The sequence below is a fragment of the Micromonospora sp. NPDC048887 genome (assembly GCF_040649715.1).
In the GTDB taxonomy this organism is placed as follows: domain Bacteria; phylum Actinomycetota; class Actinomycetes; order Mycobacteriales; family Micromonosporaceae; genus Micromonospora.
In genome coordinates this window covers 251,982-277,591 of sequence record NZ_JBEZGA010000003.1, presented here as the reverse complement: position 1 = coordinate 277,591, position 25,610 = coordinate 251,982, and the positions used below count along the sequence as shown (strand labels likewise).

Here is a 25,610-nt window from a genome sequence, read left to right as displayed (position 1 = left end):
GGTCAGCCGCCGAAGGCCAGCCGGCCGATGCCCGCCCGCGCCAGCTGGGCGCGCTCGTCGCCGGTGAGCGGCAGCCGACCGGTGGCCTTGCGCAGCACGGTCAGCGCGTCCCAGCTCAGGCCCGGCGGCACCGGCACGCCGCCGGTGAGCACCCCGACCACCACGTCCGCCGCGGCCGGGGTCAGCCACGGCGGCCGGTCCAGCGCGTCGGCCAGGTCCAGGCCGTGCACCGCGACCTCCACCACACGGGTACGCAGGAACTCCGCCAGCGCCATCGCGTCACCGTGCCGGGTGCGTACCACCCGGCCTGGCGGCGCGACGGCGACCGCCTCGCCGGTGGCCCGCCAGGCCCGGCCGAACTCCCCGGCCACGGCGGCCGCGCCCGGGTGCTCCCGCGCCGCCCGCCGCGCGGACTCGACGCGGTCGAGGTCGACCGGCGGGCTGAACTTGGCCGCGCCGAAGTAGGCGGCCGCGTCGACCTCGGCCCGGGGCGGCGCGGGCTCGGCGAGCATCCCCGCCAGGCGTCCGGCTCCGGTGCTCACGTGCGCGACCAGGTCCCGTACCGACCAGGGCGGGCACGGCGTGGGCCGGTCCAGCGCGGCGTCGTCCAGGTCGCGCAGCACCCGTTCCAGGCGCTCGCACTCGGACCGGAACGCCGCCGGTACGTCGCTCACGGCGGGTCAGCCCTTCCAGCGGGGCACCAGCCGGTGCACCACGACCAGCACCAGCGCGGCCACCACGGCGACCGTGCCGCCGATGCCGGCCGCGCTGCCCGCGTACCCGACGAACAGCGGGCGGCGGCCCAGCGCCTCGACCGGGACGGTGGAGCGGTCGACCAGCCAGGACAGCGCCACCGCGCAGGCCAGCAGGGCCACCACGCCGATGCCGCCGAGCACGGCGCCGGCCACCCGGTGCGCGTCGCCCGGCTCGACCACCGCCTGCTCCCGCTGGAAGAACAGCAGCACCAGTCCGGCGACCGCGGCCCAGGCGCCGACCACCAGGTACGCGGCGACCGCGTCGCTGGGCCGGTGCCAGCCGGCGGAGAGCGTGGCGACGCCGGCGGCGGCGGCGTACCCGGCGCCGAGGAACGCACCGGCCGCCCGCACCTTGCGCGGCAGCACCAGGATCAGCGCGATCGCCACCGAGGCCGCCACGGCGGTGTGCCCGCTGGGCAGGCTGTTGCCGGCGGCGGCCCGTTCCGGGTCGATGCCGAAGTCGGGCCGGACCAGGTAGTGCTTGAGCAGTTGCGTGGTCACGTTCGCGCCGGCGATCAGCAGCGTCGCGGTGACGGCGAGCGCCTTGCGGCCCCGGATCAGCGCGATGAAACCGATCACGGCGGTCGCGGCCAGCAGCGACACCACCGACATGGCGTTGAGGATCGTGTCCACCGGACCGTCGATGCGGTCCTGGCCGATCCGGTTGCCGGTCAACGCCACCGTGTCCAGCCACTGCCCCAGTTCGGTGTGTACGGCGAAGCGCCACACCAGCCCGAACGCGGCTGTCTGGAGTAGGGCCAGTACGACCAACCAGACCGCCGTCCAACCCCTCGCCGTCTCACGCACCCGGACAACTTAACGGTAGGTCCGCTCCGGCGCGCGGCGGAGCGCCAGCGGCGGCGGCGTACGGTGAGGCGGGCGATGTGAGGAGGTGGGCCGTGACCGGCACGCCAGGGCCGCGACCGGAGGGCGAGCCCCGGCCGGAGTCGCTGGCCGACCTGCTCGGCGGCCGGCGCGGGGCGGTGGACGCGACGCTTCCCGCGCTGGCGTTCGGGCTCGGCTGGGCGCTCGGCGGGCTGGGCGGCGGCGTGCTCGCGGCGGTGCTGACCGGCACGGCGGTGGCCGGCTGGCGGTGGCGACGCGGCGACCGGCCCCGCTCGGTGCTGGTCGGGCTGCTCGCGGTCTGCGTGGCCGCGCTGATCGCGTTGCGGACCGGCCGGGCCGCCGACTTCTTCCTGCTCCAGATCGCCGCCAACGCGGCGAGCGCGCTGGCCTGGGCGGTGAGCATCGTGGTGCGGTGGCCGCTGCTGGGTGTGGTGGTCGGCACGGCGCTGGGCCAGCGGACCCGGTGGCGGCGCGACCCGGCGCTGCTGCGGGCGTACGGCCGGGGCAGCTGGGTGTGGACCGCCAGCTACGTGCTGCGCGTCGCGGTGTTCGTGCCGCTGTGGCTGTCCGGGCAGGTGGTCGCGCTGACGGTGGCGCGGGCAGCGCTGACCTGGCCGCTGATCGCGGCGGCGCTGGCGGGGAGCTGGGTGGTGATCCGGCGCTCACTGCCGGCCGGGCATCCGGGGCTGCGGCACCCGATGGACACGGACCGTAGAGCGCCGCGCACAGAATAATGGAGAGGCCGCCACGGGGGGAGCGGCCTCTCCGTCAAATACGTTACTCCGTCCACGGCCCGGATGTGATCCCTGGACCGCTGAATTTCGCGTGCCTTTTCGCGCCATGGGTCGTCGCCGGGCGGAGTGGTGGGCCGGCCGGTCCGCTGCGTCGGCCGGACGGCCGGCCCACCCGGCCTGACCGTGGGCGTCAGGCCGTTCGCCGACCCGGCCGCTCCGTTCCCCCATCGGCCGGGTCGGCCTCCTCCGCGGGCGGGCTCGCGCCCGCCCGCGGAGGAGGGGTCACCTCACCCCTGCGGGAAGTAGGTGCCGTAGTCGGCGTACGCCATGGCGATGTCCGCCTGCGCCCAGAACCGGTGGTAGTTGAAGACCGGCTCGGGACCGCCGTCCAGGTACGCCTGCACCTTCGGCCAGTCCGGGTCGTTCTTGTAGAACGACCGGATGTCCAGGAAGCTCTTGCCCGGGGCGATCGCGTCGCCGTTGGGCATCTTCCCGGTCCAGCCGTTGGGCACGTAGAGACCCTGGCCGTCGGCGGCGTTGTAGACGTCGTCGAAGCGCTTGTAGTCGCCGCGCTTCTCCGGCGTCGAGACGCCCTTGCTGTCGGCGGACGCCGAGAGCGCGTCCAGCAGGCCCTTGGCGGTGTCCTTCGCCGCGGTGTTGCCGGACTTGGCCGCGTACGCGATGAGCGTGCGGGCGTAGGCGCCGGCGACGCCGACGTCCTGGCCCTTGACCGTCACCTCGACGTGCAGGTTGCTGTTCGGCTGCGGGCTGCTCGGGTTCCAGTTGGCCGGCTGGCCCGTCCACTTCATGTCCGACGGGATCGACCAGTTGGTGCCCAGCGTGGTGTTCGCGATCGCCCACGGCACCCACTTGTCCAGCAGCGCCTTGGCCTTCGCGTTGCCGGTCTCCAGGTAGAGCTCGGCGATGCGCTGCATCGACCAGGCCTGCATGCCGAACCACTGGTTCGACGGCGGGTCGTTGTAGACCGGGTCGACGTCGTAGTACATGCCGTAGAAGGTGGCGGTGCCGGCCGGCGGCTGGGCGTAGCTGCCGTCCCAGCTGTTCGTGGCACCACCGGCGATGCCGCCCTCGGCGGACTGGAGCCAGGTGTAGAACTCCAGCTGCCGGTCGAGGCTCTTCTGCCAGTCGGAGACCGCGGTCGGCGACTTCGGCTTCAGCTCCGCGACGTTCGTCATCGCCCAGGCCGCGAACGGGTTCTGGTAGCCGAAGTGGCTGTGGCTGGAGCCGATCCGCCACGACCAGTTCTGCGAGGCGTCGTACGCGCCGCCCCAGGCGTAGTACCAGGAGAGCAGGTAGTGCGCCGAGTCACGGCCGCTGCCGGCCGGGCAGGTGCTCGCCCCGACGCAGTTGCCGATCTTCTTGAAGTACTTGTCGAACAGCGCGTAACGCAGGTAGTCGCCCATCTTGGCGGCCTTGGCCACGGTGGCCGCGACGTCGGCCTGCTTGCCCTGCGCCTTGGCCCAGGTCAGCGCCCAGTAGGCGGCCTGGACGGCACGCGCGTCGGCGTCCGGGGCGTTTGTGTACTTCCACTGCTTGGCCGGGGCGCTGGACTCCTTGACGAACAGGTCCAGGTAGCCGTTCGGACCGCCGTGCTTGAACGTGTCGCAGGACGGCTGCGGCACGGTCTCCCACACCGACTCCTGGGTGCCCCGCTGGAACGTGTTGATGTACGCGGGCCGCGTGGTGCCGTCGCCGCAGCGGCCGAAGCCGTAGGTGTTGTCCACGTCCAGCAGCCAGTGCATGCCGTAGATGTCACCGGTGCCGTAGGTGGACTGCAGCTCCGAGCGCAGCGGGTCCTGGCCCACCGGGACGCTGGCCTCCAGCGCCGACGGGTACTGGCTGGGCAGGTTGTGCTCGGCGGCGTACTGCGGGGTGCCGGGCGAACCGGCCGTCGCCTGGTCTGAATGATTCGGAATAATATATTTTTCCATCACCGTCCAGGCGTTGTTGAACGGGGCCCAGTTCTGGGTGACCCGTCCGTACTGCGCCTCCAGCCAGAGCCAGAAGCTGAACGCCTCCGAGGTGGTCTCGTGGCCGTGGTCGGGCGCCTCGACGATGAGCGTCTCGATCGAGTGGTACGGCACGCCCTCGGGGCTGAAGTAGCCCGAGTTCTTGATCTTGCCGTACTGGTCGAGGAACTTCTTGATGTAGGCGTTGTCGCCGCCGGGGGTGTCGTTGTCCGCCTCGGTGGCCACGACGGAGATCGGCGCGTAGCCGGTGGCCGACGCGGTGATCGTGGCGGTGCCGCCGACCGTGTCGGCGTCCTCCGCGGCGGAGACCGTCGCGGTGACGCCGGTGCTCCAGTTGCTCGGGGTGAGCGTCAACGTGGACGGCGAGACGGTGATGTCGCTGTCGCCGGTGACGGCGAGGGTCACCGGGACGTTGGCGGTGGGTGCCGCGCTGAGCGTGTACCGGACCGTGGCGCTGCCGCCCTCGGACACGGTGACCGCCGACGGGCTGGCGACCAGCTTCGGCCCGCTCGCCGCGGTCACTGTGAACGACTTCTCCGAGACCGCCGTGCCGCCCGCGTTGTCGTACGCCTTGGCCTGCACCGTGTAGCTGCCGGCCGGCAGGTCGAGCAGGTCGTAACCGTACGGCGCGGTGGTGTCGGTGTTGACGAGCAGGCCGTTGCGGTAGAACTCGACCTTGCTGATGGTGCCGTCGGTGTCGCTCGCGGTCGCGGACAGCGGGACGTCCGCCGGCGCCTCGAACGGGCCGGTCGGCACGCTCAGGGAGACCGTCGGCGGCTGGTTGGTCTGCGCGCCGTTGCAGGCGACCCCGTTGAGGGTGAACGCGGTGGGCTTCGGGTTGCTGCCGCTGTAGCTGCCGTTGAAGCCGATGCTGGTGGACGCGCCGGTGGGCAGGCTGCCGTTCCACGACTCGTTCGTCGCGGTGACCTCGCTGCCGGACTGGCTCCACCGGGCCGACCAGCCCTGAACCACGCGCTGGCTGCTGTTCGGGAAGGCGAACTTCAGCGACCAGTTGTTCAGCGCGTCACCCAGGTTCTTGATGGTGACGTTGGCGGTGAACCCGTTGTTCCAGTCGGTCGTCGCATAGGTCACGTCGCAGGCGGGCGCGGCCTGTGCGGCGCCCGCGGGCAGGGCCACCCCGCCTATGACGAGGGCGGTGGCGGCGACCATCGCCGTACGGCGACGTCTGGCCAGAAGTCTCATGTGGGCGGTTTCTCCTCGGACCGGGCCGGGACCTCGGGGCCCCGGCAGGGCGCCTCCACGCGACGACGGGCGTACGCGGGGGGACGGAGGCGTCCGGAAAGGTGGTCGTCCCGGCCGTGCCGGGGATCGGGGCGCCGCACCGGTTCGTCACCGGGTGCCCTCGGCGGCCCGCGCTCGCGTTCACTGGCTCCGCGCTGCGTGACGAGAGTGTGACATGGAAGCGCTCCCACCACAACGGCCAGGGCAGATACGCGCTTCCATGTTTCGATCTCGTTTAGGGTCTTTTCCAAACCCGTGACGAGCGTTACAGTCGCAGCATCGCCGATGGGAGCGCTTCCATCGACGGAGATACAAGTACTGGATCGCCGGGTACACCCGTGCCCGGCGCGTCGGCCCAGAGGCCGACGGCGGACCAGCCCGGACGCCGCCGCCGGCCGTCACCCGCCAGACACGGAGGGAGGTGGAACCAGAGCCACTCGCGTGGCCCGGCTCCCGCGCGACGCGCACGACGGACGCCAATTCCACTTCGTGCGTGTGTGCACCATCGGTGGGGACGGGGGTTGCCCTCCCCCGTCCCCACACTAAACCCCCGTTGTCGACGGCAAAAGAGGCCGACGGGACAGGCGTGACACGCCACCCGGACGGCCTTTCGCGCTATCCGCCCCATCCCTCGCCGCTCACGCCGCCGCGAGCGACGTTCCCGAGCGACGCCCCCGCCCACCCCACACCCTTCCGGCCGCCCGCCGGCCGCGCCGCATCCTCGCCGCGACCGCCGGATCGGGGCCGGCCGCCCCTGGCTATGCTGGGAGCGCTCCCGGCCCTGGGCGGCCCGTCACTCCGAGGAGAAGCCTCATGTCGTTACTCACCCGACGGCGCCTGCTCCGCCGCGCCGCCCTCTCCGCGACCGCGGCCGGCGCGGCCCGGACCGGGCTCGCCGGCGCCACCGCGGCCGGGGTCGCCGCGTCGACAGTCGCGCTCGGCGGCTGCGACAGCCGGCCCGAGCGCACCACCGACCCGGAGCCGGATCGCGGGCTGCGCTTCCCGGACGGCTTCGGCTGGGGGGCGGCGACCTCGGCGTACCAGATCGAGGGGGCCGCGAAGGAGGACGGGCGGGGTGAGTCCGTCTGGGACACCTTCAGCCACACGCCGGGCCGCACCCGCAACGGCGACACCGGCGACGTCGCGGCTGACCACTACCACCGGTACGCCCAGGATCTGGACCTGATGCGCGAGCTGGGGCTGCGCAGCTACCGGTTCTCCATCTCCTGGCCGCGCATCCAGGCCGACGGCTCCGGCCGCCCCAACCAGCGCGGCCTCGACTTCTACCGCCGCCTGGTGGACGGGCTGCACGAGCGCGGCATCGCGCCGATGGCCACGCTGTTCCACTGGGATCTCCCCCAGGCTCTGCAGGACGCCGGCGGCTGGGAGAACCGGGACACCGCCGAGCGCTTCGCCGAGTACTCCGACGTGGTGTTCCGCGCCCTCGGCGACCAGGTGCCGGTCTGGCTGACCATCAACGAGCCGAAGACTGTGGTGCAGAACGGCTACATCTGGGGCCACCACGCGCCGGGCATCCGCGACGAGGACGCGGCGTATCTGGTCGCCCACCACCTCCAGCTCGCCCACGGCCTCGCCGTGCGGGCGCTGCGCGCCTCCGGCGTCACCGGCCGGATCGGCCCGGCGCTCAACCTGCACCCCTGCTACCCGGCCGACGACTCGGCCGAGTCGGCCGCCGCGACCCGGCTCCACGACGGCTACGAGAACCGCCTCTACCTCGACTCGATCTTCAAGGGCGCGTACCCGGAGGACGTGCTGGACGACCTCGGCCCGGACAGCCGGATGGCGCGCGGCGTCCGCGACGGCGACCTGAAGATCATCTCCAGCCCGGTCGACCTGCTCGCCGTGCAGTACTACACGCCGCTCTACGTCACCGGCACCCGCGACACGGTCCGCAAGTGGCCCACCTCCGAGGCGGAGTGGCAGCAGATCTACCCGGAGGGCATGTACGACATCCTGACCCGGGTCACCCGCGACTACGGCCGGGTGCCGATCACCATCACCGAGAACGGCCTTCCCTGCCCCGACGTGCCCGGTCCGGACGGCAACATCGACGACGCCGGGCGGGTCGCCTTCCTGCGCGACCACTTCGCCGCCGCCCACCGGGCCGTCGCCGACGGGGTGCCGCTGGAGAGCTACCACGTCTGGTCGCTGCTTGACAACTTCGAGTGGGCCGAGGGGTACGAGCAGCGCTGGGGCCTGGTCTACGTGGACTACGCGAGCCAGCGACGGGTGCTCAAGCGCAGCGCCCACTGGTACCGCGACGTGATCCGCCGCAACGGCCTGTGACCCGGTGCGCGCCCGGCCGGCAGACCACCGGCCGGGCGCGCTCTCAGCGCGGCAGCGCCTGCTGGAGTTCGGCGCGCAACGCCGGGGTGAGCATCTCGCCCGCCTGCTTGGCCAGCCGCGCCATCTCGTAGCCGACCACGCCGATGTCGGCGTCCGCCCCGGCCAGCGTGGCCAGGATCGAGCCGTCCCGGATCTGCATCACCAGGAAGTAGCCGCGCCCCATCTCGACCACCGTCTGCTTGACGACGTCACCGTCGAACATCTGCGCCGCCCCGGCGGTGATGCTCATCAGGCCGGAGGTCACCGCGGCGAGCTTGTCCGCGTGGTCGCGGGGCAGGTGCGCCGAGATCGCCACCAGGAGCCCGTCGGAGGACACCACCACCGCGTGGGCCACCCCCGGAACACGCTCGGCGAACGCGTTCACCAGCCAGCTCAGGTCGCGTGCCTCCTGGCTCAACGTCGTCACTGTCGTCGCCCTCCTTCGTCGTGCGGCAGGTACATCTCGGTGGTCTCCTCGGCCTCGGCCCGCCGTACGCCGCTGTAGAGGCGCGACAGCATGCCGCCGACCGCCTCCGGATCCGGCTCGTGCCGCACCACCGGGCGGTCCGGAGGCCCGGCAGGGGCGACCGAGGTGAGCTGGGCCATCGGCACGCGTACCGGCAGGCCCCGCTCGTTCGTCCCTCCGGTCACCGGCGTCGCCGCCGGGGCCGGCGTCACACCCGGCGCCGACGCGGCCGGTCCCTGCCGGCTGAACCAGCCGCCGCCCGCCGCGCCGGCGTCCGGCGTGAGCACGTCCTCGGCCCGTCCCGGCCGGGGCCGTGGCGCGGTGACCGGCGCGGCGGCCGGCGCGGCGGCCGGCGCGGCGGCCGGCGCCGGCGCGCCGGGCGCGGCGTCGGTTCCGTCGCCGAGCGGCCGGCCGGTCAGCGGGGACACCGGCAGCGCCGCGGGCTGGCCCGGCGCCGGACGCCATCCGGCCACCGGCAGTTCGGCGGTCGCCGCCACGAGCGCCCCGGACGCCGCGACCCGACCGGTGAGCGCCCGCTGCTCCGCGCCGCGCCCGAGCCGGTCCGGCCCCGGCCGGTCCGTCTCCGGCGCGGGCGCCTCGGCGAGCAGCTCGGCCGGGATCCGCACCCGGGCCACCAGGCCCGCCCGGCTGGCGCTCAACCGCACCCGTACGCCGTGCCGGGCGCTTAGGTGGCTCACCACGAACAGGCCCATCCGCTCCGAGGCCGACACGTCGGCGGCCGGCGGCTCGGCGAGCACCGCGTTCGCCTCGGCCAGCGCCGACGGGCTCATGCCCAGGCCCGCGTCGACCACCTGCACCAGCGCGCCCCGGCCGTCCGGCTCGACGACCACCCGCACCGCGGTGTCCGGGCGGGAGAAGGCGGTGGCGTTCTCCAGCAGCTCCGCGAAGAGGTGCACCAGGTCGCCCACCGCGTGCCCGACGACGTGCAGGTCGGTCCGGTTCTCGTGGCGCACCCGCTGATACTGCTCGATCTCCGCGCTGGCGGCCAGGAGCACCGCGCCCAGGCCCACCGGGCGGTTCCACCGCCGGGTCGACTCGCTGCCGGCGAGCACCAGCAGGCTCTCGTCGTTGCGGCGCATGCGGGCGGCGAGGTGGTCGAGCTTGAACAGGTTCTCCAGCTGGTCCGGGTCGCTCTCCTCGCGTTCGAGGTCGTCGAGCAGCTCCAGTTGCCGCTCCACGAGCACCTGGCTGCGCCGGGCCAGGTTGACGAACATGGCGTTGACGTTGCGCCGCATCATCGCCTGCTCGACCGCCACGTCGACGGCGCTGCGGTGCACCGCCACGAACGCCTCCGCCAGCTCGCCGATCTCGTCCTGCGAGTCGATCACCGCGGGCGGTACGTCGATCGCGCCCACCGGGCGGTCCACCGTGCGCAGCCGTTCCAGCGTCAGCGGCAGGTCCACCTGCGCGATCCGCAGCGCCTGGCCGCGGAGCTGCCGCATGGCACGGGCCACCGACCGGCCGACCAGCAGCGAGATCAGCACCGCGGCCAGGAGCACCGTGGCGATCGCGCCGCCCACCAGCAGCGTGTCGCGCAGTTGCCGGGCGCTGGCGTCGTCCGCCTCGCGTACCGCGTCGGCGACGATCTCGCTCTCCAGCTGGCGGAACAGCTCCTGCCGCTGCTCGCCGGCCGCCCACCACTGGGCCGCGTCCAGCAGGGCCGGCTTCGCCTCGCCGCCGGGCAGGGTGCGCTCCTCCATCCGGGTGGCGGCGACGAACGCCGGGTCGACCGAGGTGCGGTCGTAGCGGCGGATCTGGTCCGAGGTCGCCGCGACCCGGAACGCGCCGAGCGCGGTGAGCTGCTGGGCCCGCAGGTCACTCAGCGTCACCTGGGCGTCGGGCTCGTACCGGCCGGACCGGGCGGCGGCGTAGAGCTCCGCGCGGATGCGCGAGGACAGCTCCTTGACCCGGGAGACCTGCACGTACCGCAGCACCGCCTCGGTCAGGTCCTGCCGGCCGTCGCCCGGCGACGGCTCGGCCAGCAGGCGCAGCAGCGCCGCGACGGACCTGTGGTAGTTGCTCAGCACGGTGTCGCTGGACAGCACCGCCGGCGCCACCGCCGCCCGGATGTTCACCACCTGGTCGTACGCCTCGATGGCCTCGGAGTAGGAAACGCGCCAGGCGGCGTCGGCGTCGGCCAGCGGCGCGGCGGCGGTGCGCAGCTCCGTCATCGCCCGGTCGGTGGCCTCCTGGAGCGGCTTGAGCGCGGCGACGGCGGCGTCCCGGTCGGCGCCGGTGCCGGCGCGGCGCAGCGCGGCCAGTTCACCGGCGGTGCGGTCCCGTTCGTGCTGGAGCCGGTCCACGGCGGCGGAGATCTGCCGGCCGATGCCGACCTGCTCGGCGAAGGCGCTCAGCGTGGTGGTCTGCCCGACCAGCCCCCGGGTCTGGATGCCGGCCAGGATCAGGAACGCCAGTGAGGGGATCACCAGCACCGTGGCGAGCTTGGTGCCCATCCGCCAGTCCCGCAGCCGGAACCCGGAGCGCCGCCGGTGCGGTTGAGGGGCCGCACCGCGAACCGGGTCGGGACCTGCGCCCACGGTTGCCTCCTCGTCCCGCCCCACCACGTCGGGGAGCGGAGTCCATCCAATCAGGCCGACGGTCGGTGTCAACGGCCGCCCGGACGGCATGACCAGGACGGTCAGCGCCGCGGGTGGACGGTCACGCGTGCGAGGCGGCCTCGTCCGTCCGGCCGACCCCGGCGATCTCGCCCGCCTCCGCGAGCCGGCCCAGCGCGATGAGCGCGGCGCCGGTCGCGCCGATCTCCGGGTTGCGCTGCCAGGCCACCCGGCGCGGCGCGAGCGCGTCGAGGAACGCCCCGCGCCACCACGGCGAGGCGGTCAGCGCCCCGCCGCCGAGGATCACCTCCGTCGGCTCGCCGATGTCGGCCTCCAGCAGGGTCAGGTCGTCGGCGACCAGCCGGCACAGCCCGCTCATCAGACCGGCGAGGATGTCCACGGCGGTGGTGCCGAAGCTCAGCCCGCGCAGCTCCCCCGAGCCCGCCGGGGCGGTGCCGGGTGGACGGTCGCCGCCGAAGCGCGGATCGGCCCGTACCGGGCCGGCGGTGCGGTCCAGCGCCGCCTCCAGCTCCGCGCCCTCCGGCAGCCGCAGCTCGCGGGCCGCCCAGGCGAAGAGGTTGCCGCCGCTGGAGTACGCCGCGCCGGTCACCACGTGGTCGTGGTCGACCCGGTAGCGCCAGAGCTGCGCCGGCAGCGGCGGCGGCTGCGCACCGGCCGGCAGCGCCTGGACCACACGGACCGCCGCCGAGGTGCCGACGGTCACCGCCGCGCGGGAGGGCTCGACGCAGCCCGAGCCGACGTTCGCCGCCGCGCCGTCGCCGACCGGCGGCGCCCACCGCGCGCCGGCCAACTGCGGCCAGCGCCGGGCGTACGTCGCGTTCAGCCGGCCGTGCCAGCCCCGCGGGGCCGGCGGCGCCAACCCATCCGGGCGTACGCCGGCCAGCTCGCACGCCTCCGCGTCCCAGTCCAGGCGCCACAGGTCGAACAGCCCGGTGCCGGAGGCCAGCGACACGGACATCGGCGCCTCGTCGAGCAGCGTGCCGAGCGCGTACTCGGTGAGCCCGGTGAAACGGGCGGCCGGGCCGGCCCGCTCGCGCAGCCAGGGCAGCCGCACCGACCAGTAGCAGCGGTGCCACCAGGTGCCGGTACGCCTGTGGAAGTCCTCCGGGTCGGCCGGCCCGGTCGCTCCGCCAAGCGGCTCCGGCCGGGTGTCCAGCCAGGTCAGCACCGGCCCCGACGGTGTGCCGTCGGCGGCCACCGGCAGCACCGAGTGCCACTGCGCGGAGGTGGCGACCAGCTCCACGTCCCGCAGGTGCCCACCGGCGGCCAGCTCGTCCACGCACTCGATCAGGCAGGCCAGATAGGCCGGGCCGTCGAGCGTCCCGCTGCCGTCCTCCCCGGTGACCAGGCGCACCCGGCGCCGGGCCAGCGCGCCCGGACGGGGCACGGCGTCCGCGTCGAGCACCAGGCCGCGCACCGAGGAGGTGCCCAGATCCAGAGCGAGAATGTCCATCGCCGGTCAACCTACCCGGCGTGACCGGCGGCTACGCCAAGATCCGTACCGCTCTCGTGTGATCGGGTTCCGCGCCGACCGCCGACCGCGTACAGTGACCGTCATGCTCGCGCATCTGTCCTGCTGGTGGCCCGCCGACCCGGCGGCCCACCCCCGCGCGTAGCTTTCCCCACGCGGCCGCCCGACGAGGCGGCCGCCGGTCTTCCCCGGCATCCCGGGTCGCCTTCACCGGCGGCCACCGGCCCACCGAGGAGACCCGATGACCCGCCTGTCCGACCCGCTCGCCGCCGTCGCGGCCGGCCGCGACCCCGGCCCGTTCGCGCTCGTCCGCCGCGAGGGCGCCGGCCACGTCGACCTGTTCACCGGCCCGGTACGCACCGCCGGCCGGCTCGCCGACCTGCCACTGCCAGAGCACGGCCCCGGGCCGCACACGCTGGCGGTGGTGCCGTACCGGCAGATCACCGAACGCGGTTTCGAGTGCGTCGACGACGGGCTGCCGCTGGAGTTCCTGGCGGTCGAGGAACACCGGCGGATACCGCTCGTCGAACTCCTCGACGACCTGCCCGACGCCGAGGTACGCACCCGCGACGCCGGCTTCGACATCCCCGACGACGAGTACGCGGCGATAGTGGAACGGGTGCTGACCGACGAGATCGGCCGGGGCGAGGGCGCGAACTTCGTCATCCACCGCACCATGCGCGCCACCGTGCAGGGCGACCCGCTCGCGGCGGCCCTGGCCGCGCTGCGCCGGCTGCTGCTGCGCGAGCGGGGCGCGTACTGGACGTTCCTGGTGCACACCGGCACCCGGATCCTGGTCGGCGCCAGCCCCGAGCGGCACGTCAGCGTCGCCGACGGGCTGGTCGAGATGAACCCGATCAGCGGCACGTTCCGGCACCGGGGCGCGACCGTCGACCGGGCTGAGCTGCTGCGCTTCCTGCACGACGAGAAGGAGGTGGAGGAGCTGTACATGGTGCTGGACGAGGAGCTGAAGATGATGGCCGTGGTCGCCGAGCACGGCGGCCAGGTGGTCGGGCCGTACCTGAAGGAGATGGCGCACCTGGCGCACACCGAGTACCTGCTGGCCGGGCGCTGCTCCCGGGACGTCCGCGAGGTGCTGCGGGAGACCATGTTCGCGCCGACGGTCACCGGCAGCCCGATGGAGAACGCCTGCCGGGTGATCGCCCGGCACGAGCGCGCCGGCCGGCGCTACTACGCCGGGGTGCTCGCCCTGCTGGGCCGCGACGAGCAGGGCCGGCAGACGCTCGACGCGCCGATCCTGATCCGTACCGCCGAGATCTCCCCGGACGGCGCGCTGCGCGTGCCGGTCGGCGCGACGCTGGTCCGGCACTCGACCACCGCCGGGGAGGTCGCCGAGACGCACGCGAAGGCCGCCGGGGTGCTCGCCGCGCTGGGTCTGGGCCCGGACGCGCCGCGCTCGGCCACCGAGCCGGCCGTCCGGTACGCCGACGACCCCGAGGTACGCGCCGCGCTGGCCGCCCGCAACGCCCCGCTGGCCCGGTTCTGGCTGGACCAGCGGAAGCCGGGGGCACTCGCGCTGCGCGGGCTCGCCGGACGCCGGGCGCTGATCGTCGACGGCGAGGACACGTTCACCGGCATGCTCGCCCACCAGCTCGGCGCGCTGGGCCTGGCGGTGACCCGGCGGGACTGGCCGGACCCGGGCCCGCTGGACGGCTACGACCTGGTGGTGGTCGGCCCGGGGCCGGGTGACCCGCGGGACGCCACGGCGCCGAAGATGGTGGCGCTGCGGGCGCTGCTGACCGAGCTGCTCGACTCGGGCCGGCCGACGCTCGCGGTGTGCCTGGGCCACCAGTTGCTCGCCGGGCTGCTGGGCCTGCCGCTGCACCGCCGCGACGCGCCGTACCAGGGGTTGCCGCGGGACGTGCCGGTGTTCGGGGTGACCCGCCGCGTCGGGTTCTACGCCAGCTTCACCGCCCGCGCCGACGCCGACCGGGTCGCCGGCCCGTACGGCCCGGTCGAGGTGTCCCGCGACCCGGCCGACGGCGCGGTGCACGCGCTGCGCGGCGCGGGCTTCGCCGGGGTGCAGTTCCACCCGGAGTCGGTGCTGAGCCAGGACGGCACGAAGGTCCTGGCGGATCTGCTCGGGCATCTGCTCGACCGGCCGGCGCTGAGCGCGCATGGCGCGGCCGATCGCGGGTAGGGCACTGGCGACCGGTGGTCCGGACGGGTTCGAGAGCCCCCGCCCGGCCACCGGTCACCCGGTCGCGCCGGTCAGCCGGCCATGCCCCGCTTCAGCGCCGCCCCCATGAGCACGGCCCGCTTGGCCGTCAGCGCGGTGGCGGTCAGGGCCACGTGGTCCGGGGCCACCTCGCCGTTGTTGCTGGTGTGCGACGCGCCGTACGGGTTGCCGGCGACGAACTGGCTCGGGTCGGTGTAGCCGGGGGTCACCACGACACCGCCCCAGTGGTAGAAGACCGTGTACAGCGACAGCAGCGTCGCCTCCTGGCCGCCGTGCGACGTGGCGGTCGAGGTGAACCCGGTGTAGACCTTGTCGGCCAGCGCCCCGTTGGCCCACAGCGGCCCGGTGGTGTCGATGAACTGCTTGAGCTGGGCGGCGATCATGCCGTACCGGGTCGGCGCGCCCATGATCACGACGTCCGCCCAGGCCAGGTCGTCCGGTTCGGCCTCCATCACGTCCTGGGTCTCCAGCCGGTGCGCCTGCCAGCCGGAGTTGGAGCGGATCGCCTCGTCGGGCGCCAGCTCACGTACCTTGCGCAGGCGCACCTCGGCGCCGGCCTCCCCCGCCGCCTCGACCGCCGCCTGCGCCATCTGGTAGGTGATGCCGGTCGCGCTGTAATAGATCACCGCGACCTTGACCTGGCCATCCATCAGACGTTTCCTCCTCGTTTCGGGTCAGCTCCGGCGACTACCCGTTACTTGCTCCGTCAAACGCCGGGCGTGGCATGCTCGCCGGGTGCAGATCCGTACCGCCACGCCGGCCGACTGGCCGCTGATCTGGCCGTTCCTGCGCGAGATCGTGGCGGCCGGCGAGACGTACACCTGGCCCCGCGACCTCACCGAGGAGCAGGCGCGTGGGCTCTGGATGCCGGCCCCGCCGGCGCGCACCGTGGTCGCGGTGGCGCCGGACGGCGCGGTGCTCGGCTCGGCCAAGCTGGCGCCCAACCAGGGTGGTCCGGGCGACCACGTGGCGAACGCCTCGTTCATGGTCGACCCGGCCGCCGCCGGGCGCGGCGTCGGCCGGGCGCTGGCCGCGCACGTGCTCGACGCGGCCCGGGGCGACGGCTACCGGGCCATGCAGTTCAACGCCGTGGTGGCCACTAACACCCGGGCGGTCGCGCTGTGGCGGTCGCTGGGCTTCGAGGTGATCGGCCGGGTGCCGGAGGGCTTCCGGCACCCCACCCGGGGGTACGTCGACCTGCTGGTGATGCACCGGCGCCTGGCTTGAGCGTGGCTCAAGATTTGCGCAAGTTCCGCCGGCAACCGCTGCCTGCGCCCAGCTCACACGGGATGCTGATCGGACCGGCGCCGGCCGCACCGGCCGCCCCCGCGCCGGGAACCTGAACGGGGGATCGCGCTGGTGTCGGCAGCGCCGCCGGCGCAGCGCGATCAGGGGCCGGGTTGTCGTACCCCGGGCCTAGGCTGACGCCCGTGACCGTACGCCTCAGCCGCGCCGAGGCGCTCGCGCTGCGCATGACCGCCCTGCTGCTGCGCCCGCACCCCACCGCCCGCCCGACAAGTGTCGCCGACGTGGTCGAGTGGTTCGGCGCCATGCAGGCGCAGGACGCGGCGAGCGGGCTGTGGTCGCTCGGCGTACGCCTGCCCGGCGCCACCCAGGCCGACGTCAGCGCGGCGCTGGAGCGGCGCGAGGCGCTGCGCACCTGGCCGATGCGCGGCACCGTGCACCTGGTGCCGGCGCGCGACACGCGGTGGATGCTGGAGCTGACCGGGGCGCGGACGCTCGCCGGCATCGGCGGGCGGTGGCGGCAGCTCGGGCTGACCCTCGCCGACGGCGACCGGGCCGGCGACGTGCTGGGCGCGGCGCTGACCGGCGGCGGGCGGCTCACCCGCGCCGAGTGCCTGGCCGCGTTGCGCGCCGCCGGGCTGGACACGGACGGTCAGCGCGGCTACCACCTGCTGTGGTACGCCAGCCAGCGCGGCGTCACCTGCATCGCCCCGCACGTCGGCACCGAGCAGACGTTCGTCCTGCTCGACGAGTGGGCGCCCGAGCCGCACCGTCCGGAGCGCGACGAGGCGCTGGCGTTGCTGGCGCACCGCTACGTGCGCGGCCACGGCCCGGTGTCGCGGCACGAGCTGGCCCGGTGGACCGGCCTGACCGTCACCGACGCGACCCGGGCGATCACGCTCGCCGGTGACCTGCTCTCCCCGGTCGAGGTCGACGGCGAGCCCGCGGTGGTCGACACCGCGCTGCTCGACGCGTCACGCGCGCCCGCCGACGACGTGCACACGCTGCCCGGCTTCGACGAATACCTGCTCGGCTTCAAGGACCGGTCGCTGATGCTCGACCCGGCGCACGCCGCCGCCGTGGTCCCCGGCAACAACGGGATGTTCCGCTCCACTGTGGTGCGCGGCGGGCGCGTGGCCGGCACCTGGACGCGGACGATCGGCGCGAAGGCGGTGAGGGTGACCGTGCACCAGCTCGTGCCGTTCGACGCCGCGCTGCGATCCCGGGTCGGCGCCGCACTGACTGCTTACGCCCGCTTCCTCGGCCTTGCGCTGCGCCACTCCTGGTGACGGCGCAGGGCCTGCCGTTCCCCTCCGGCGGTCCTGCGGAGGGCCGGCGGCAGACATGCCACCGGCCCTCGGGCGGGTCCGGGATCAGTCGGCGAGCGCGCCGGCCGATCGGCCCTCGCGCAGCGTCAGGTTGCGGCCGCTGCCCGGGTCGAACAGGTGGATCTTCTCCAGGTTGAACCACACCCGCCGCGACTCGCCCTCGCGTACCGGCGACTCCGCCGACAGCCGGGTGACCAGGTTCGACCCGGCGCCGGCGAAGTCCGCCGCACCCGTGTCGGCGGCCAGCTCCTCCAGCTCGGCGGCGGTGGCCCGCTCCCCCTCGACGGTGAAGTAGACGTACTTGTCCGAGCCCATCGACTCGACGATGTCGACGGGCGCCTCGAACTCCATGCCCCGGCGGCGGGTCTCGTCGTCGATCAGCGCCGCGTCCTCGAAGTGCTCCGGGCGGATGCCGAGGATCAGCTCCCGTGGTGCGTCGGCGCCTTCCAGCTCGCGGCGGATCCGGTCGCCGACCGGCACGTCACCGATCGCGGTCCGCAGCCGGCCGTCCTCCACGACGGCGTGCACGAAGTTCATCGAGGGCGAGCCGATGAAGCCGGCGACGAAGAGGTTGCGCGGGTGGTCGTACAGCTCCTGCGGCGGCCCGACCTGCTGCACCGCGCCGCCGCGCATGATGACCACCCGGTCGCCGAGCGTCATCGCCTCGGTCTGGTCGTGGGTGACGTAGACGGTGGTGGTGCCGAGCTGCTTCTGCAGCCGGGACACCACTGTGCGCATCTGCACCCGCAGCTTGGCGTCGAGGTTCGACAGCGGCTCGTCCATCAGGAACGCCTTGGGCTGGCGGACGATCGCCCGGCCCATCGCCACCCGCTGCCGCTGCCCGCCGGACAGGTTGGCCGGCTTGCGGTCCAGCAGCGCGGTCAGCTCCAGCACCTTCGCCGCCTCGTCGACCTTCTGGTTGATGGTCTCCTTGTCCAGCTTCGCCAGCCGCAGCGGGAACGCCATGTTCTCCCGCACGGTCATGTTCGGGTAGAGCGCGTACGACTGGAAGACCATCGCGATGTCCCGGTCCCGGGGGGCCTTGTCGTTGACCCGCTCACCGCCGATGCGCAGCTCACCGGAGCTGATGTCCTCCAGCCCGGCGATCATGTTGAGCGTGGTGGACTTCCCGCAGCCGGACGGGCCGACCAGGATGACGAACTCGCCGTCGGCGATCTCCAGGTCGACGTCCTGTACGGCGGTGGTCCCGTCCGGGAACCGCTTGCTCACCTTGTCCAGCACGATGTCGGCCATTGCTACCACCTATCCCTTGACTGCGCCGGAGGTCAGACCGGAGACGATGCGGCGCTGGAAGAAGAGCACGAACAGGATGATCGGCACGGTGATCACCACGGCGGCGGCGCAGATCGCCCCGGTCGGGTCCTCGAACTGCGACTCGCCGGTGAAGAACTGCAGGGCCACCGGGACCGTGCGGGACCGCTCGGTCGAGGTGAGCGTGATCGCGAACAGGAAGTCGTTCCAGCAGAAGATGAAGACCAGGATCGCCGTGGTGAACACGCCGGGTGCGGCCAGCGGCGCGATCACCCGCCGGAACGCCTGCGCCTGGGTGGCGCCGTCCATCTTCGCCGCCTTCTCCAGGTCCCACGGGATCTGCTTGAAGAACGCCGACAGCGTGTAGATCGCCAGCGGCAGCGCGAACGTGATGTACGGCAGGATCAGCCCCGGCCAGGTGTCGAACAGCCCGAGCTGCCGCTCGATCTCGAACAGCGGCGACACCAGCGACACCTGGGGGAACATCGCGATCAGCAGCGAGACGCCGACGAGCAGCTTCTTGCCCGGGAAGTCGAGCCGGGAGATCGCGTACGCGGCCATCGTCCCGAGCACCACAGCGATCGTGGTGGCGATCAGCGCGATGCCGATGGAGTTGACCAGGGCCCGGACGAACTGGTCGGTGTCGAAGATGGTCCGGTAGTTGTCGAGCGTCCACTCCCGTGGCCAGAACTTGCCGTCGGTGAGCGTGGCCGGGGTCTTGAACGACAGCGAGGCGATCCACAGGACGGGGACCAGCGCGAAGACGACTACCACGACGTCCAGCAGGCCCCAGCGCACCTTCGCCCGCGTGGTGGTTTCCACTGCCATGTCAGCGCCTCTCCCCATCGTCGCTGCCGGGGGCAGCGGTGCCGAACAGCTTCACGAACACGAAGGCGATGATCGCCACGGTGATGAAGATCAGCACCGACATCGTGGAGCCGATGCCGAGGTTCAGGCCCCGGATCAGGTTGTTGTAGGCGAGCATCGACACCGACGACGTCTCGTTGCCGCCGTTGGTGAGCACGAAGATGTTGTCGAAGACCCGGAACGCGTCGAGCGTGCGGAACAGCAGCGCGACCAGGATGGCCGGCTTCATCACCGGCAGCATCACCTTGGTGAACCGCTGCCACGCCGTCGCGCCGTCGGTGGAGGCCGCCTTGAGCAGGTCCTCCGGCACGAGCGCCAGCCCGGCCATGAGCAGCAGCGCCATGAACGGGGTGGTCTTCCAGATCTCCGCCAGCATGATGATCGCCAGCGAGCTGGCCCGCTCGGTCAGCGGGGCGCTGCCGTCGAACAGGTTCGCCAGGTAGCCGGTGCCCGGCGTCCAGGCGTACCGCCAGGAGAACGCCGCGACCACCGTCACGATGCCGTACGGGATCAGCGCGGCGGTGCGGACGATGCCGCGGCCGACGAGCGTCCGGTGCATGATCAGCGCCAGGCCCATGCCGAGCACCAGCTCGACCGCGACGGTCACCACTGTGATCAGCGCGGTCACCCCGAACGCAGTCCACCAGAAGTCGTTCGTCAGCACGGTGACGTAGTTCTCCAGCCCGACGAACTCCCGCTCGTCGGGGAAGCGCAGGTCGAAGCGTTGCAGCGACAGCCAGACCGAGTACAGGATCGGGTACGCGGTGACCAGCACCATGACCAGCGCGGCCGGCGCGCACAGCAGCCAGCCGAGACGCCGCTCGGCCCGCTTGTTCTCGCTGAGCGGGGCGCGGGATCCACGCCGGGACCGCTGTTCCGGTACGGCGGCGTGCCGGCCGCCCGGCTGCTCGGCCTCGGCCTCGGCCTCGGCGGCGGCCTGCGCGCCGGCCGGGGTGGCGTTCACGCTCACGGTGCCACCTTCTTTCGCGACTGCGGGGCTCGCAGGACCGGCTCACTCCTCGCGCTCATGGCAGAACCCCCTTGGACTCCAGCGCGTCGGAGATCGCCTTGCGCAGCTCGTCGGCGGTCTGCTCGGGCCGGATCGCCGACGGCGGCGACAGGATCGCCGACATCACCGTGGAGATGCTCTGGTACGCCGGGGTCAGCGGCCGGACCGCGGAGTCCTTCAGCTCCTCCAGGATGGTCTCCTTCATCGGGTACGCCTCGGTCATCTCCGGGTCGTCGTAGACGGCCTCGATGGTGGGCGGCACGCCGTCGTTGACGGCGGAGAACTTCTGGTTCTCGGCGTTACGCAGGCAGCGGGCCACCTCGAACGCCTCCTCCGGGTGCTTGGAGTAGCTGCTCACCGCCAGGTTGACCCCGCCGATGGTGACCTTGCTGGGGGTGTCCGCGTCGACGCCGGGCACCCGGGCCCACTTCACGTCCTTCGCCAGGTCGGGGTTGGCCTCCTGCAGCGCCGGATAGACGAACGGCCAGTTCACCTGGAACGCGCCCTTGCCGGACTGGAACTCCAGCCGTACCGGGTCCTCCAGCGCGTTGCTGAACGACGGCGAGGTCACGCCCGACGTGGCGAACTTCTGGAGCTGGTCCAGCGCGCGAACCGCGCCGGCGTCCATCTCCGCCTTCTTGCCGTCGTCACTGAGGATCTTGCCGCCGGCGCTCTCGGCGAGCGTGTTGTAGAGCACCACCAGGCCCTCGTACTGGGCGCCCATGGTGAGCACCTGGTACGGCTTGCCCTGCTCCTTGAGCTGCTGGGCGGCGGAGATCATCTCGTCCCAGGTCTTCGGCGGCTGCGACACCAGGTCGGACCGGTACCACAGCAGCTGCACGTTGGTGTTCTTGGGCGCGGCGTAGAGCTTGTCCTCGTACCGGGCGGTCTCCAGCGGGCCGCCGAGCGTGCCCTGCTCGACCTCGGCCTTGTCCTGGCCGGTCCACTCCTTGATCCACTTCGCGCTGGCGAACTCCTGGGTCCACGTGACGTCCAGGCCGAGCACGTCCATCCCGCTGTCCTGCGCGGCGAGCCGCCGCACCATCTGCACCCGCTGCTCGTCGGCCTCGCGCGGCAGCACCCGGTAGTCGATCCGGTACCGCCCCTGCGCCGCCGTGTTGCAGGTGTCGACGACCTTCTGCAGGTTCTGCTCGGGCGGGTAGTACAGGTTGATCGTGGGGACGCCGCCGTCGCCGCCGGACCCGCAGGCGGCCAGCGGGGCCACCAACGCGAGCGCGGCGGCCGCTGCCGCCGCGCGTCCGGCCGGCCGCCGTGCGGCCGTGTCGGGGACTGTCGTCATCACCCTCCCCCTCTCTTCGGCGAAGAACCGGGGAGTGACACGTGCCCCGGTGCACGGCGAGACGACCGGGGCACGGGCCCGATCGCCCGACGCCCCGGGCGTGTCGTGCGGCTGAACGTGCCCGACCTGCGACGGAGCGAAACATCACGGACATGTGACGGCGGCCCGGCACACCGGCGCCCCGACCGCCGTGGCGATCCGGGAGCGGCGGAGGCTACCCAGCGTCAGCCGGCTCGGCTAGCGTTTTGCCCAGCTCCGTAGCCGGCGCGTCGCCGTCGACGCCGACGCGCCTCCGGCCGTCCCCCATCGCCCGCCCGATCGGTTGGTTCTGACGGGAAGTGCCGTGCGCGCGTTCCCCGGTTGGGCAGGATTCCCCCGAGGAGGTGCCGTCGTGCAGGACACCCGCGCTCTCGCCCTGACGTTCGAGGTGAGCGGCCTGCCCCCGGTCAAGACCGAGGCCCTGTCCATCTTCGCCGCCGGGCACCGGCAGGCGACGAGGGTCCGCGCCCTGCTTCAGGCCGCCTGCACGGCGGCCCAGCGCACCGGGTGGACCCCGCTGACCGGGCCGGTCGAGGTGGAACTGACCCTGCGCTGTCCGCCCGGGCACCGCACCTCCGACGCCAGCACCCTGCTGGGCGGGGTGTGCGCGGTGCTCCAGGACAAGAAGCGGGTGTCCAGCATCGGTCTCGCCCACCTCGGCGTGCTCGTCGACGTCGCGCTCTGGGCCGACGACCGGCAGATCCGCCGGCTGTCGTACGTCGAACAGCCGGCGGAGGAGTTCTCGTATCTGGTCCGGGTGTCGGCCGTACCGACGATGGTTTGACCGACGTCCGCGGTGGGGTACCGCGGACGCCGACGAAGGGAGTGCCGATGTCGGAGCCACATGTCACGCTCGATCCGAGCGGGCTCGACCCTGTGCAGCAGAAGCTGCGCGGCCCGCTGGAGGATCAGCTGACCTCGGCCCTGCAGGCGGCCGCCGACCGGGTCCGCGCCGGCTACGCGGGCGAGCCGGTGGAGGACGTCTGCCGTCGGTTGCTCGACGAGACCCGCTCCGGCCTGCACCCCGACATCGCCGCCGGGTTCAACCCGGACATGGACGAGTTCTGCCGTGTGGCGGTGGCGATCGTGCGCGGCGAGGTCGGCTGACACTCACTCATCGACGGGGCATCCGAAGCTCGAAACCAACGGCCTCACCCGCCTCCTCGCCGGATCAGCTCCGCCGCACGTCGACTGCCACCACGTGGGTGCCGTCCGGGCGGTCGGACTCCCCCAGCCGCACCGGCAGCCGGCCGCCGTCGGACGGTTGCAGGCCGAGGCCGAAACTGAGGTGGCCCTCGAAGTCGCCGGCCACCGCCCATCCGCGCAGCGTGGGGAAGCGGATCGCCGCCGGCGGCAGGTCCGCCGTTCCGCCGCCGCGGGCGTCGTGCGCCTGGGCCGGATCGAACCGCACCGACAGGTACGCGGTGCCGGGCAGCGTGACCGGCGCGCCCCGCCCCTCGGTCACCACCTGTGGCACGTAGGAGACCTCGTAGGACGGGGTGGGACCGCGGAAGGCGAACGTGATCCGGCTGAACCCCTCCGCCGGATGGTCACCGACGTCGATCGCCACCAGGACGGGCAGCGGTTCCCCGGGCGGCGGGGTGACCGGCACCCGTACCCGATGGGTCACCCGGGCCGGGCCGCCCGGCACCGCCCACCCCCAGGTGACGCGCCAGGACTCGGCGGCCGACGCGGCATCGGTCGGGACCGGCGGGGTGGGGGTGGCCTCCGGAGCGTCGGTGAGGGCCGGCGCGGACGCCGCCGCGACCGTCGGGGTGGGCGCCGGGGACGCGCCGTCGTGGCCGGTCGCCGTGCAGGCCGTCACGAACAGCACGACCAGACCGGCGAGCAGCGGTACGCGCTGAGGTGTCATGACTCAGTGTCGCTCCGTCACCGGCCCGCGCACCAGGGGTGTCCCACCCGCGATCCGGGCGGCGATCCAGCGTGCTGGTGGAGGGCGCCGGACGGGTCAGGACCGGGTCCGCAACTCCCCGGTCCTGACCCCGGCCGTCCGGTTGGGTAGCGGTCTGCGCCACGGGAGCGCGGCAGGCGTGGCACGACGCCTTCCGCCGGGCTCCGCACGGCGAGCCGGTATGCCCGCACTCAGCTCCACGGTGCTCTCACCACCGGACTCCGGTGCGCCCCCGCCTCACCCCGACGAGGCATGGGCGCCGGCTCAGGTTAGGCGCGTCCGCGCAGGCCGGACAAGCGATGACCGACGACTGCGGTTGTGATTGATGTCTATGCGGAATTGCGGCATGTCGGCGTAACGGGGTCAGCCGGTTTCGCGCTGTTCGACTTCGAGACGCCGAGTCCGCCCGGCGGGCGACGGCGGGCCGGTCCGGGCCGCCACCGCCCCGGCGACGAGCGCCAACGCGACCACGTGCAGCGCCCGTACGCCGGCCGGGGCGGCGACGCCGGCCGCCGGCAGCGCGGGCAGCAGCAGCGCGCCGAGCCCGGTGACCGCCAGCGCCACCCGCCAGAACACGTTCGGCTTCGCCTCCGGCCCGGGTACGGGCACGTCACCGGACCGCAGCCCGCGGCGGGCCTCGTAGACGGCCAGCCCGGCCACCAGCAGCCCGCCGCCCAGACCGGTCACCAGATCGGCGAACTGGTACCAGTACACGCCGGTCAGGGCGTGGAAGTCGGCGACGCCGAGCAGACGGGGCAACCGCTCGCTGTGGCTGGCCCGGTCCCAGGCCACGTGGCTGAACGCGCCGATGAGCGCCGAGCAGACGGTCACCTGCCACGGGTGGCGTACCCGGGCCAGCGTCGCGTACCACTGCCAGCCGAACAACCGCTGAGCGGGCAGGTGCACCGCGATGCCGGCGACCACGCGGCGCACCACCCAGGCGTACGCGATGGCGACCGGCAGGCACCACCAGAGCAGTCCACCGAGCGTGTGCGTCCGCATGCCGAGCGCCAGCCGCGTGCCGGTGAACAGGTACGCGACGTCCGGCGCCACCGCGCCGGTGCACAGTGCCACGCCGTCGAACCAGCCCGGCCGCCACAGTTTGAGCGGCAGCACCGGCGCCAGGTGCGACGGGAAGGTCAGCGGCACCCTCCGGACGTTACCGGCCCGCTCAGAAGTGCTGGACCAGGTCGGGGAACGCGGCCAGCCGGATCACCCGCGAGTCGGACGGGTCCAGCTCGTCGTGCTCCAGGATCCAGGTGTTCTCGTTCGGGATGAAGACCGCGTTCATCCCGGCGGCCCGCGCGGGCAGGATGTCCGAGCGCGGGGAGTTGCCGATCATCCACGCGGCGGCCGGGTCGAAGGCGTGCTCGCGGGCCAGCCAGCGGTAGGTGTCGGCGTCCTTCTCCGGCACGATGTGCGCGGCCCGGAAGTGGTGCAGCAGCCCGCACGCGTCCAGCTTGCGCTGCTGCTCCTCGCGCTCGCCCTTGGTCAGCAGCAGCAGCTCGTGCCGCCCGGCCAGGTCGTCGAGCGTCTCGGCCACGCCCGGCATCAGCTCCACCTGGTGCCCGACCAGCGCGGCGGCGAGCTGATCGATCTCGGCGCGCTCCCCTGCGGTGGCCGGACGCTCGCGCAGCCTCTCCAGGCACTCCCCGAGGCTGCGCAGGAAGACCTTGCTGCCGTAGCCGTGCGCGACGGCGTTCGCGCGCTCGATGTCGTCGAGCACCGCGCGGATCCGGGCCCGGTCCAGCGTCGGATGGTCGAGCCAGGTGAGGAAGTCGTCGATGACACGCTCGAACAGGACGTTGTTCTCCCAGAGCGTGTCGTCGGCGTCGAAGACCAGCACGGCGGCCTCCCGGCGCGGCGGCATCGCATCCCTCCCTCGTGGACCCCGGACACCGTACTGCCCGGCCGCCGGACGGGCCACGCGGTTTATCCGGTCGGCGGCCGGTTACCGGCGGCTACCCGACTGCGGAATCCCTGGTCGGAC

Annotated in this window: 21 protein-coding genes; 7 read left to right on the top strand and 14 right to left on the bottom strand. The window is 73.3% G+C overall.

Features of this window, described 5'->3' with window-relative positions; all coding sequences use genetic code 11:
* Positions 1-2 precede the first annotated feature (2 nt).
* Together AB0C17_RS06835 and AB0C17_RS06830 are read right to left on the bottom strand one after the other, a co-directional pair.
* Positions 3-674, bottom strand: coding sequence for a maleylpyruvate isomerase N-terminal domain-containing protein (locus tag AB0C17_RS06835; protein WP_357386609.1), 672 nt, complete (start codon positions 672-674; stop codon positions 3-5).
* A 6-nt stretch (positions 675-680) separates the two neighbouring features.
* Positions 681-1,562 carry a phosphatase PAP2 family protein gene (locus tag AB0C17_RS06830; RefSeq protein ID WP_357477106.1) on the bottom strand — a complete coding sequence of 294 codons (882 nt, stop codon included), beginning with the start codon at positions 1,560-1,562 and terminating at the stop codon, positions 681-683.
* Between the two features lie 92 nt (positions 1,563-1,654).
* Between AB0C17_RS06830 and AB0C17_RS06825 the strand changes: the two genes are divergently transcribed.
* Positions 1,655-2,335: a DUF3159 domain-containing protein gene (locus AB0C17_RS06825; RefSeq protein WP_357386605.1), complete on the top strand. Its 681-nt coding sequence runs from the start codon at positions 1,655-1,657 to the stop codon at positions 2,333-2,335.
* 287 nt (positions 2,336-2,622) lie between these two features.
* Here AB0C17_RS06825 and AB0C17_RS06820 read toward each other — a convergent pair whose 3' ends face one another.
* Positions 2,623-5,520 carry a glycoside hydrolase family 48 protein gene (locus tag AB0C17_RS06820; RefSeq protein ID WP_357477284.1) on the bottom strand — a complete coding sequence of 966 codons (2,898 nt, stop codon included), beginning with the start codon at positions 5,518-5,520 and terminating at the stop codon, positions 2,623-2,625.
* 861 nt (positions 5,521-6,381) lie between these two features.
* On the opposite strand from AB0C17_RS06820, the gene AB0C17_RS06815 reads away from it, so the two are divergent.
* Positions 6,382-7,875, top strand: a complete 1,494-nt coding sequence (locus AB0C17_RS06815) for a GH1 family beta-glucosidase (RefSeq protein WP_357386603.1) — start codon at positions 6,382-6,384, stop codon at positions 7,873-7,875.
* Positions 7,876-7,918: 43 nt separating this feature from the next.
* Here AB0C17_RS06815 and AB0C17_RS06810 read toward each other — a convergent pair whose 3' ends face one another.
* The 3 genes from AB0C17_RS06810 to AB0C17_RS06800 form a co-directional block, all read right to left on the bottom strand.
* Entirely contained in the window at positions 7,919-8,332 is a 414-nt protein-coding gene (locus tag AB0C17_RS06810; protein ID WP_196806755.1) for a roadblock/LC7 domain-containing protein, read from the bottom strand.
* A 5-nt stretch (positions 8,333-8,337) separates the two neighbouring features.
* The gene (locus AB0C17_RS06805) at positions 8,338-10,938 is read right to left on the bottom strand and encodes a nitrate- and nitrite sensing domain-containing protein (protein WP_357477103.1); all 2,601 of its coding nucleotides are present in this window, start codon (positions 10,936-10,938) and stop codon (positions 8,338-8,340) included.
* A gap of 121 nt (positions 10,939-11,059) precedes the next feature.
* On the bottom strand, positions 11,060-12,430 hold the full coding sequence (locus AB0C17_RS06800) for an FGGY family carbohydrate kinase (RefSeq protein WP_357477100.1): 1,371 nt from the start codon (positions 12,428-12,430) through the stop codon (positions 11,060-11,062).
* Between the two features lie 259 nt (positions 12,431-12,689).
* Here AB0C17_RS06800 and AB0C17_RS06795 point away from each other — a divergent pair, with 259 nt between their 5' ends.
* Positions 12,690-14,609: a chorismate-binding protein gene (locus AB0C17_RS06795; protein WP_357477098.1), complete on the top strand. Its 1,920-nt coding sequence runs from the start codon at positions 12,690-12,692 to the stop codon at positions 14,607-14,609.
* A 71-nt stretch (positions 14,610-14,680) separates the two neighbouring features.
* Here AB0C17_RS06795 and wrbA read toward each other — a convergent pair whose 3' ends face one another.
* Positions 14,681-15,298, bottom strand: coding sequence for an NAD(P)H:quinone oxidoreductase (wrbA, locus tag AB0C17_RS06790; protein WP_357388119.1), 618 nt, complete (start codon positions 15,296-15,298; stop codon positions 14,681-14,683).
* An 85-nt stretch (positions 15,299-15,383) separates the two neighbouring features.
* On the opposite strand from wrbA, the gene AB0C17_RS06785 reads away from it, so the two are divergent.
* Together AB0C17_RS06785 and AB0C17_RS06780 are read left to right on the top strand one after the other, a co-directional pair.
* Entirely contained in the window at positions 15,384-15,875 is a 492-nt protein-coding gene (locus AB0C17_RS06785; protein WP_357472472.1) for a GNAT family N-acetyltransferase, read from the top strand.
* Positions 15,876-16,078: 203 nt separating this feature from the next.
* Positions 16,079-17,182 carry a winged helix DNA-binding domain-containing protein gene (locus AB0C17_RS06780; protein WP_357477095.1) on the top strand — a complete coding sequence of 368 codons (1,104 nt, stop codon included), beginning with the start codon at positions 16,079-16,081 and terminating at the stop codon, positions 17,180-17,182.
* Between the two features lie 84 nt (positions 17,183-17,266).
* Here AB0C17_RS06780 and ugpC read toward each other — a convergent pair whose 3' ends face one another.
* The 4 genes from ugpC to AB0C17_RS06760 are packed head-to-tail and all read right to left on the bottom strand — an operon-like array spanning position 17,267 to position 21,669.
* Positions 17,267-18,475, bottom strand: a complete 1,209-nt coding sequence (gene ugpC / locus AB0C17_RS06775; protein ID WP_357477092.1) for a sn-glycerol-3-phosphate ABC transporter ATP-binding protein UgpC — start codon at positions 18,473-18,475, stop codon at positions 17,267-17,269.
* 9 nt (positions 18,476-18,484) lie between these two features.
* Positions 18,485-19,321, bottom strand: coding sequence for a carbohydrate ABC transporter permease (locus AB0C17_RS06770; RefSeq protein WP_357477089.1), 837 nt, complete (start codon positions 19,319-19,321; stop codon positions 18,485-18,487).
* Position 19,322: 1 nt separating this feature from the next.
* Entirely contained in the window at positions 19,323-20,330 is a 1,008-nt protein-coding gene (locus AB0C17_RS06765; RefSeq protein WP_357477086.1) for a sugar ABC transporter permease, read from the bottom strand.
* Positions 20,331-20,385: 55 nt separating this feature from the next.
* Positions 20,386-21,669: an ABC transporter substrate-binding protein gene (locus tag AB0C17_RS06760; RefSeq protein ID WP_357477083.1), complete on the bottom strand. Its 1,284-nt coding sequence runs from the start codon at positions 21,667-21,669 to the stop codon at positions 20,386-20,388.
* Between the two features lie 391 nt (positions 21,670-22,060).
* Between AB0C17_RS06760 and AB0C17_RS06755 the strand changes: the two genes are divergently transcribed.
* Positions 22,061-22,492, top strand: coding sequence for a hypothetical protein (locus tag AB0C17_RS06755; protein WP_357388105.1), 432 nt, complete (start codon positions 22,061-22,063; stop codon positions 22,490-22,492).
* 47 nt (positions 22,493-22,539) lie between these two features.
* Positions 22,540-22,815, top strand: coding sequence for a hypothetical protein (locus AB0C17_RS06750; RefSeq protein WP_354873181.1), 276 nt, complete (start codon positions 22,540-22,542; stop codon positions 22,813-22,815).
* Positions 22,816-22,879: 64 nt separating this feature from the next.
* Here AB0C17_RS06750 and AB0C17_RS06745 read toward each other — a convergent pair whose 3' ends face one another.
* The 3 genes from AB0C17_RS06745 to AB0C17_RS06735 form a co-directional block, all read right to left on the bottom strand.
* Positions 22,880-23,581 (bottom strand): hypothetical protein, encoded by a 702-nt coding sequence (locus tag AB0C17_RS06745; RefSeq protein ID WP_357472484.1) that lies wholly within the window; start codon positions 23,579-23,581, stop codon positions 22,880-22,882.
* Positions 23,582-23,983: 402 nt separating this feature from the next.
* Entirely contained in the window at positions 23,984-24,769 is a 786-nt protein-coding gene (locus AB0C17_RS06740; RefSeq protein WP_357477081.1) for a DUF4184 family protein, read from the bottom strand.
* 22 nt (positions 24,770-24,791) lie between these two features.
* Positions 24,792-25,490 (bottom strand): HAD family hydrolase, encoded by a 699-nt coding sequence (locus AB0C17_RS06735; RefSeq protein ID WP_357477078.1) that lies wholly within the window; start codon positions 25,488-25,490, stop codon positions 24,792-24,794.
* Positions 25,491-25,610: the final 120 nt, after the last annotated feature.

Bases quoted from the DNA above. Each gene is read 5' to 3' on its own strand.
- AB0C17_RS06815 (WP_357386603.1), top strand. From the start codon at position 6,382: ATGTCGTTACTCACCCGACGGCGCCTGCTCCGCCGCGCCGCCCTCTCC.
- ugpC (WP_357477092.1), bottom strand. From the start codon at position 18,475: ATGGCCGACATCGTGCTGGACAAGGTGAGCAAGCGGTTCCCGGACGGG.
- AB0C17_RS06760 (WP_357477083.1), bottom strand. From the start codon at position 21,669: ATGACGACAGTCCCCGACACGGCCGCACGGCGGCCGGCCGGACGCGCG.
- wrbA (WP_357388119.1), bottom strand. From the start codon at position 15,298: ATGGATGGCCAGGTCAAGGTCGCGGTGATCTATTACAGCGCGACCGGC.
- AB0C17_RS06770 (WP_357477089.1), bottom strand. From the start codon at position 19,321: ATGGCAGTGGAAACCACCACGCGGGCGAAGGTGCGCTGGGGCCTGCTG.
- AB0C17_RS06735 (WP_357477078.1), bottom strand. From the start codon at position 25,490: ATGCCGCCGCGCCGGGAGGCCGCCGTGCTGGTCTTCGACGCCGACGAC.
- AB0C17_RS06745 (WP_357472484.1), bottom strand. From the start codon at position 23,581: ATGACACCTCAGCGCGTACCGCTGCTCGCCGGTCTGGTCGTGCTGTTC.
- AB0C17_RS06750 (WP_354873181.1), top strand. From the start codon at position 22,540: ATGTCGGAGCCACATGTCACGCTCGATCCGAGCGGGCTCGACCCTGTG.
- AB0C17_RS06795 (WP_357477098.1), top strand. From the start codon at position 12,690: ATGACCCGCCTGTCCGACCCGCTCGCCGCCGTCGCGGCCGGCCGCGAC.
- AB0C17_RS06800 (WP_357477100.1), bottom strand. From the start codon at position 12,430: ATGGACATTCTCGCTCTGGATCTGGGCACCTCCTCGGTGCGCGGCCTG.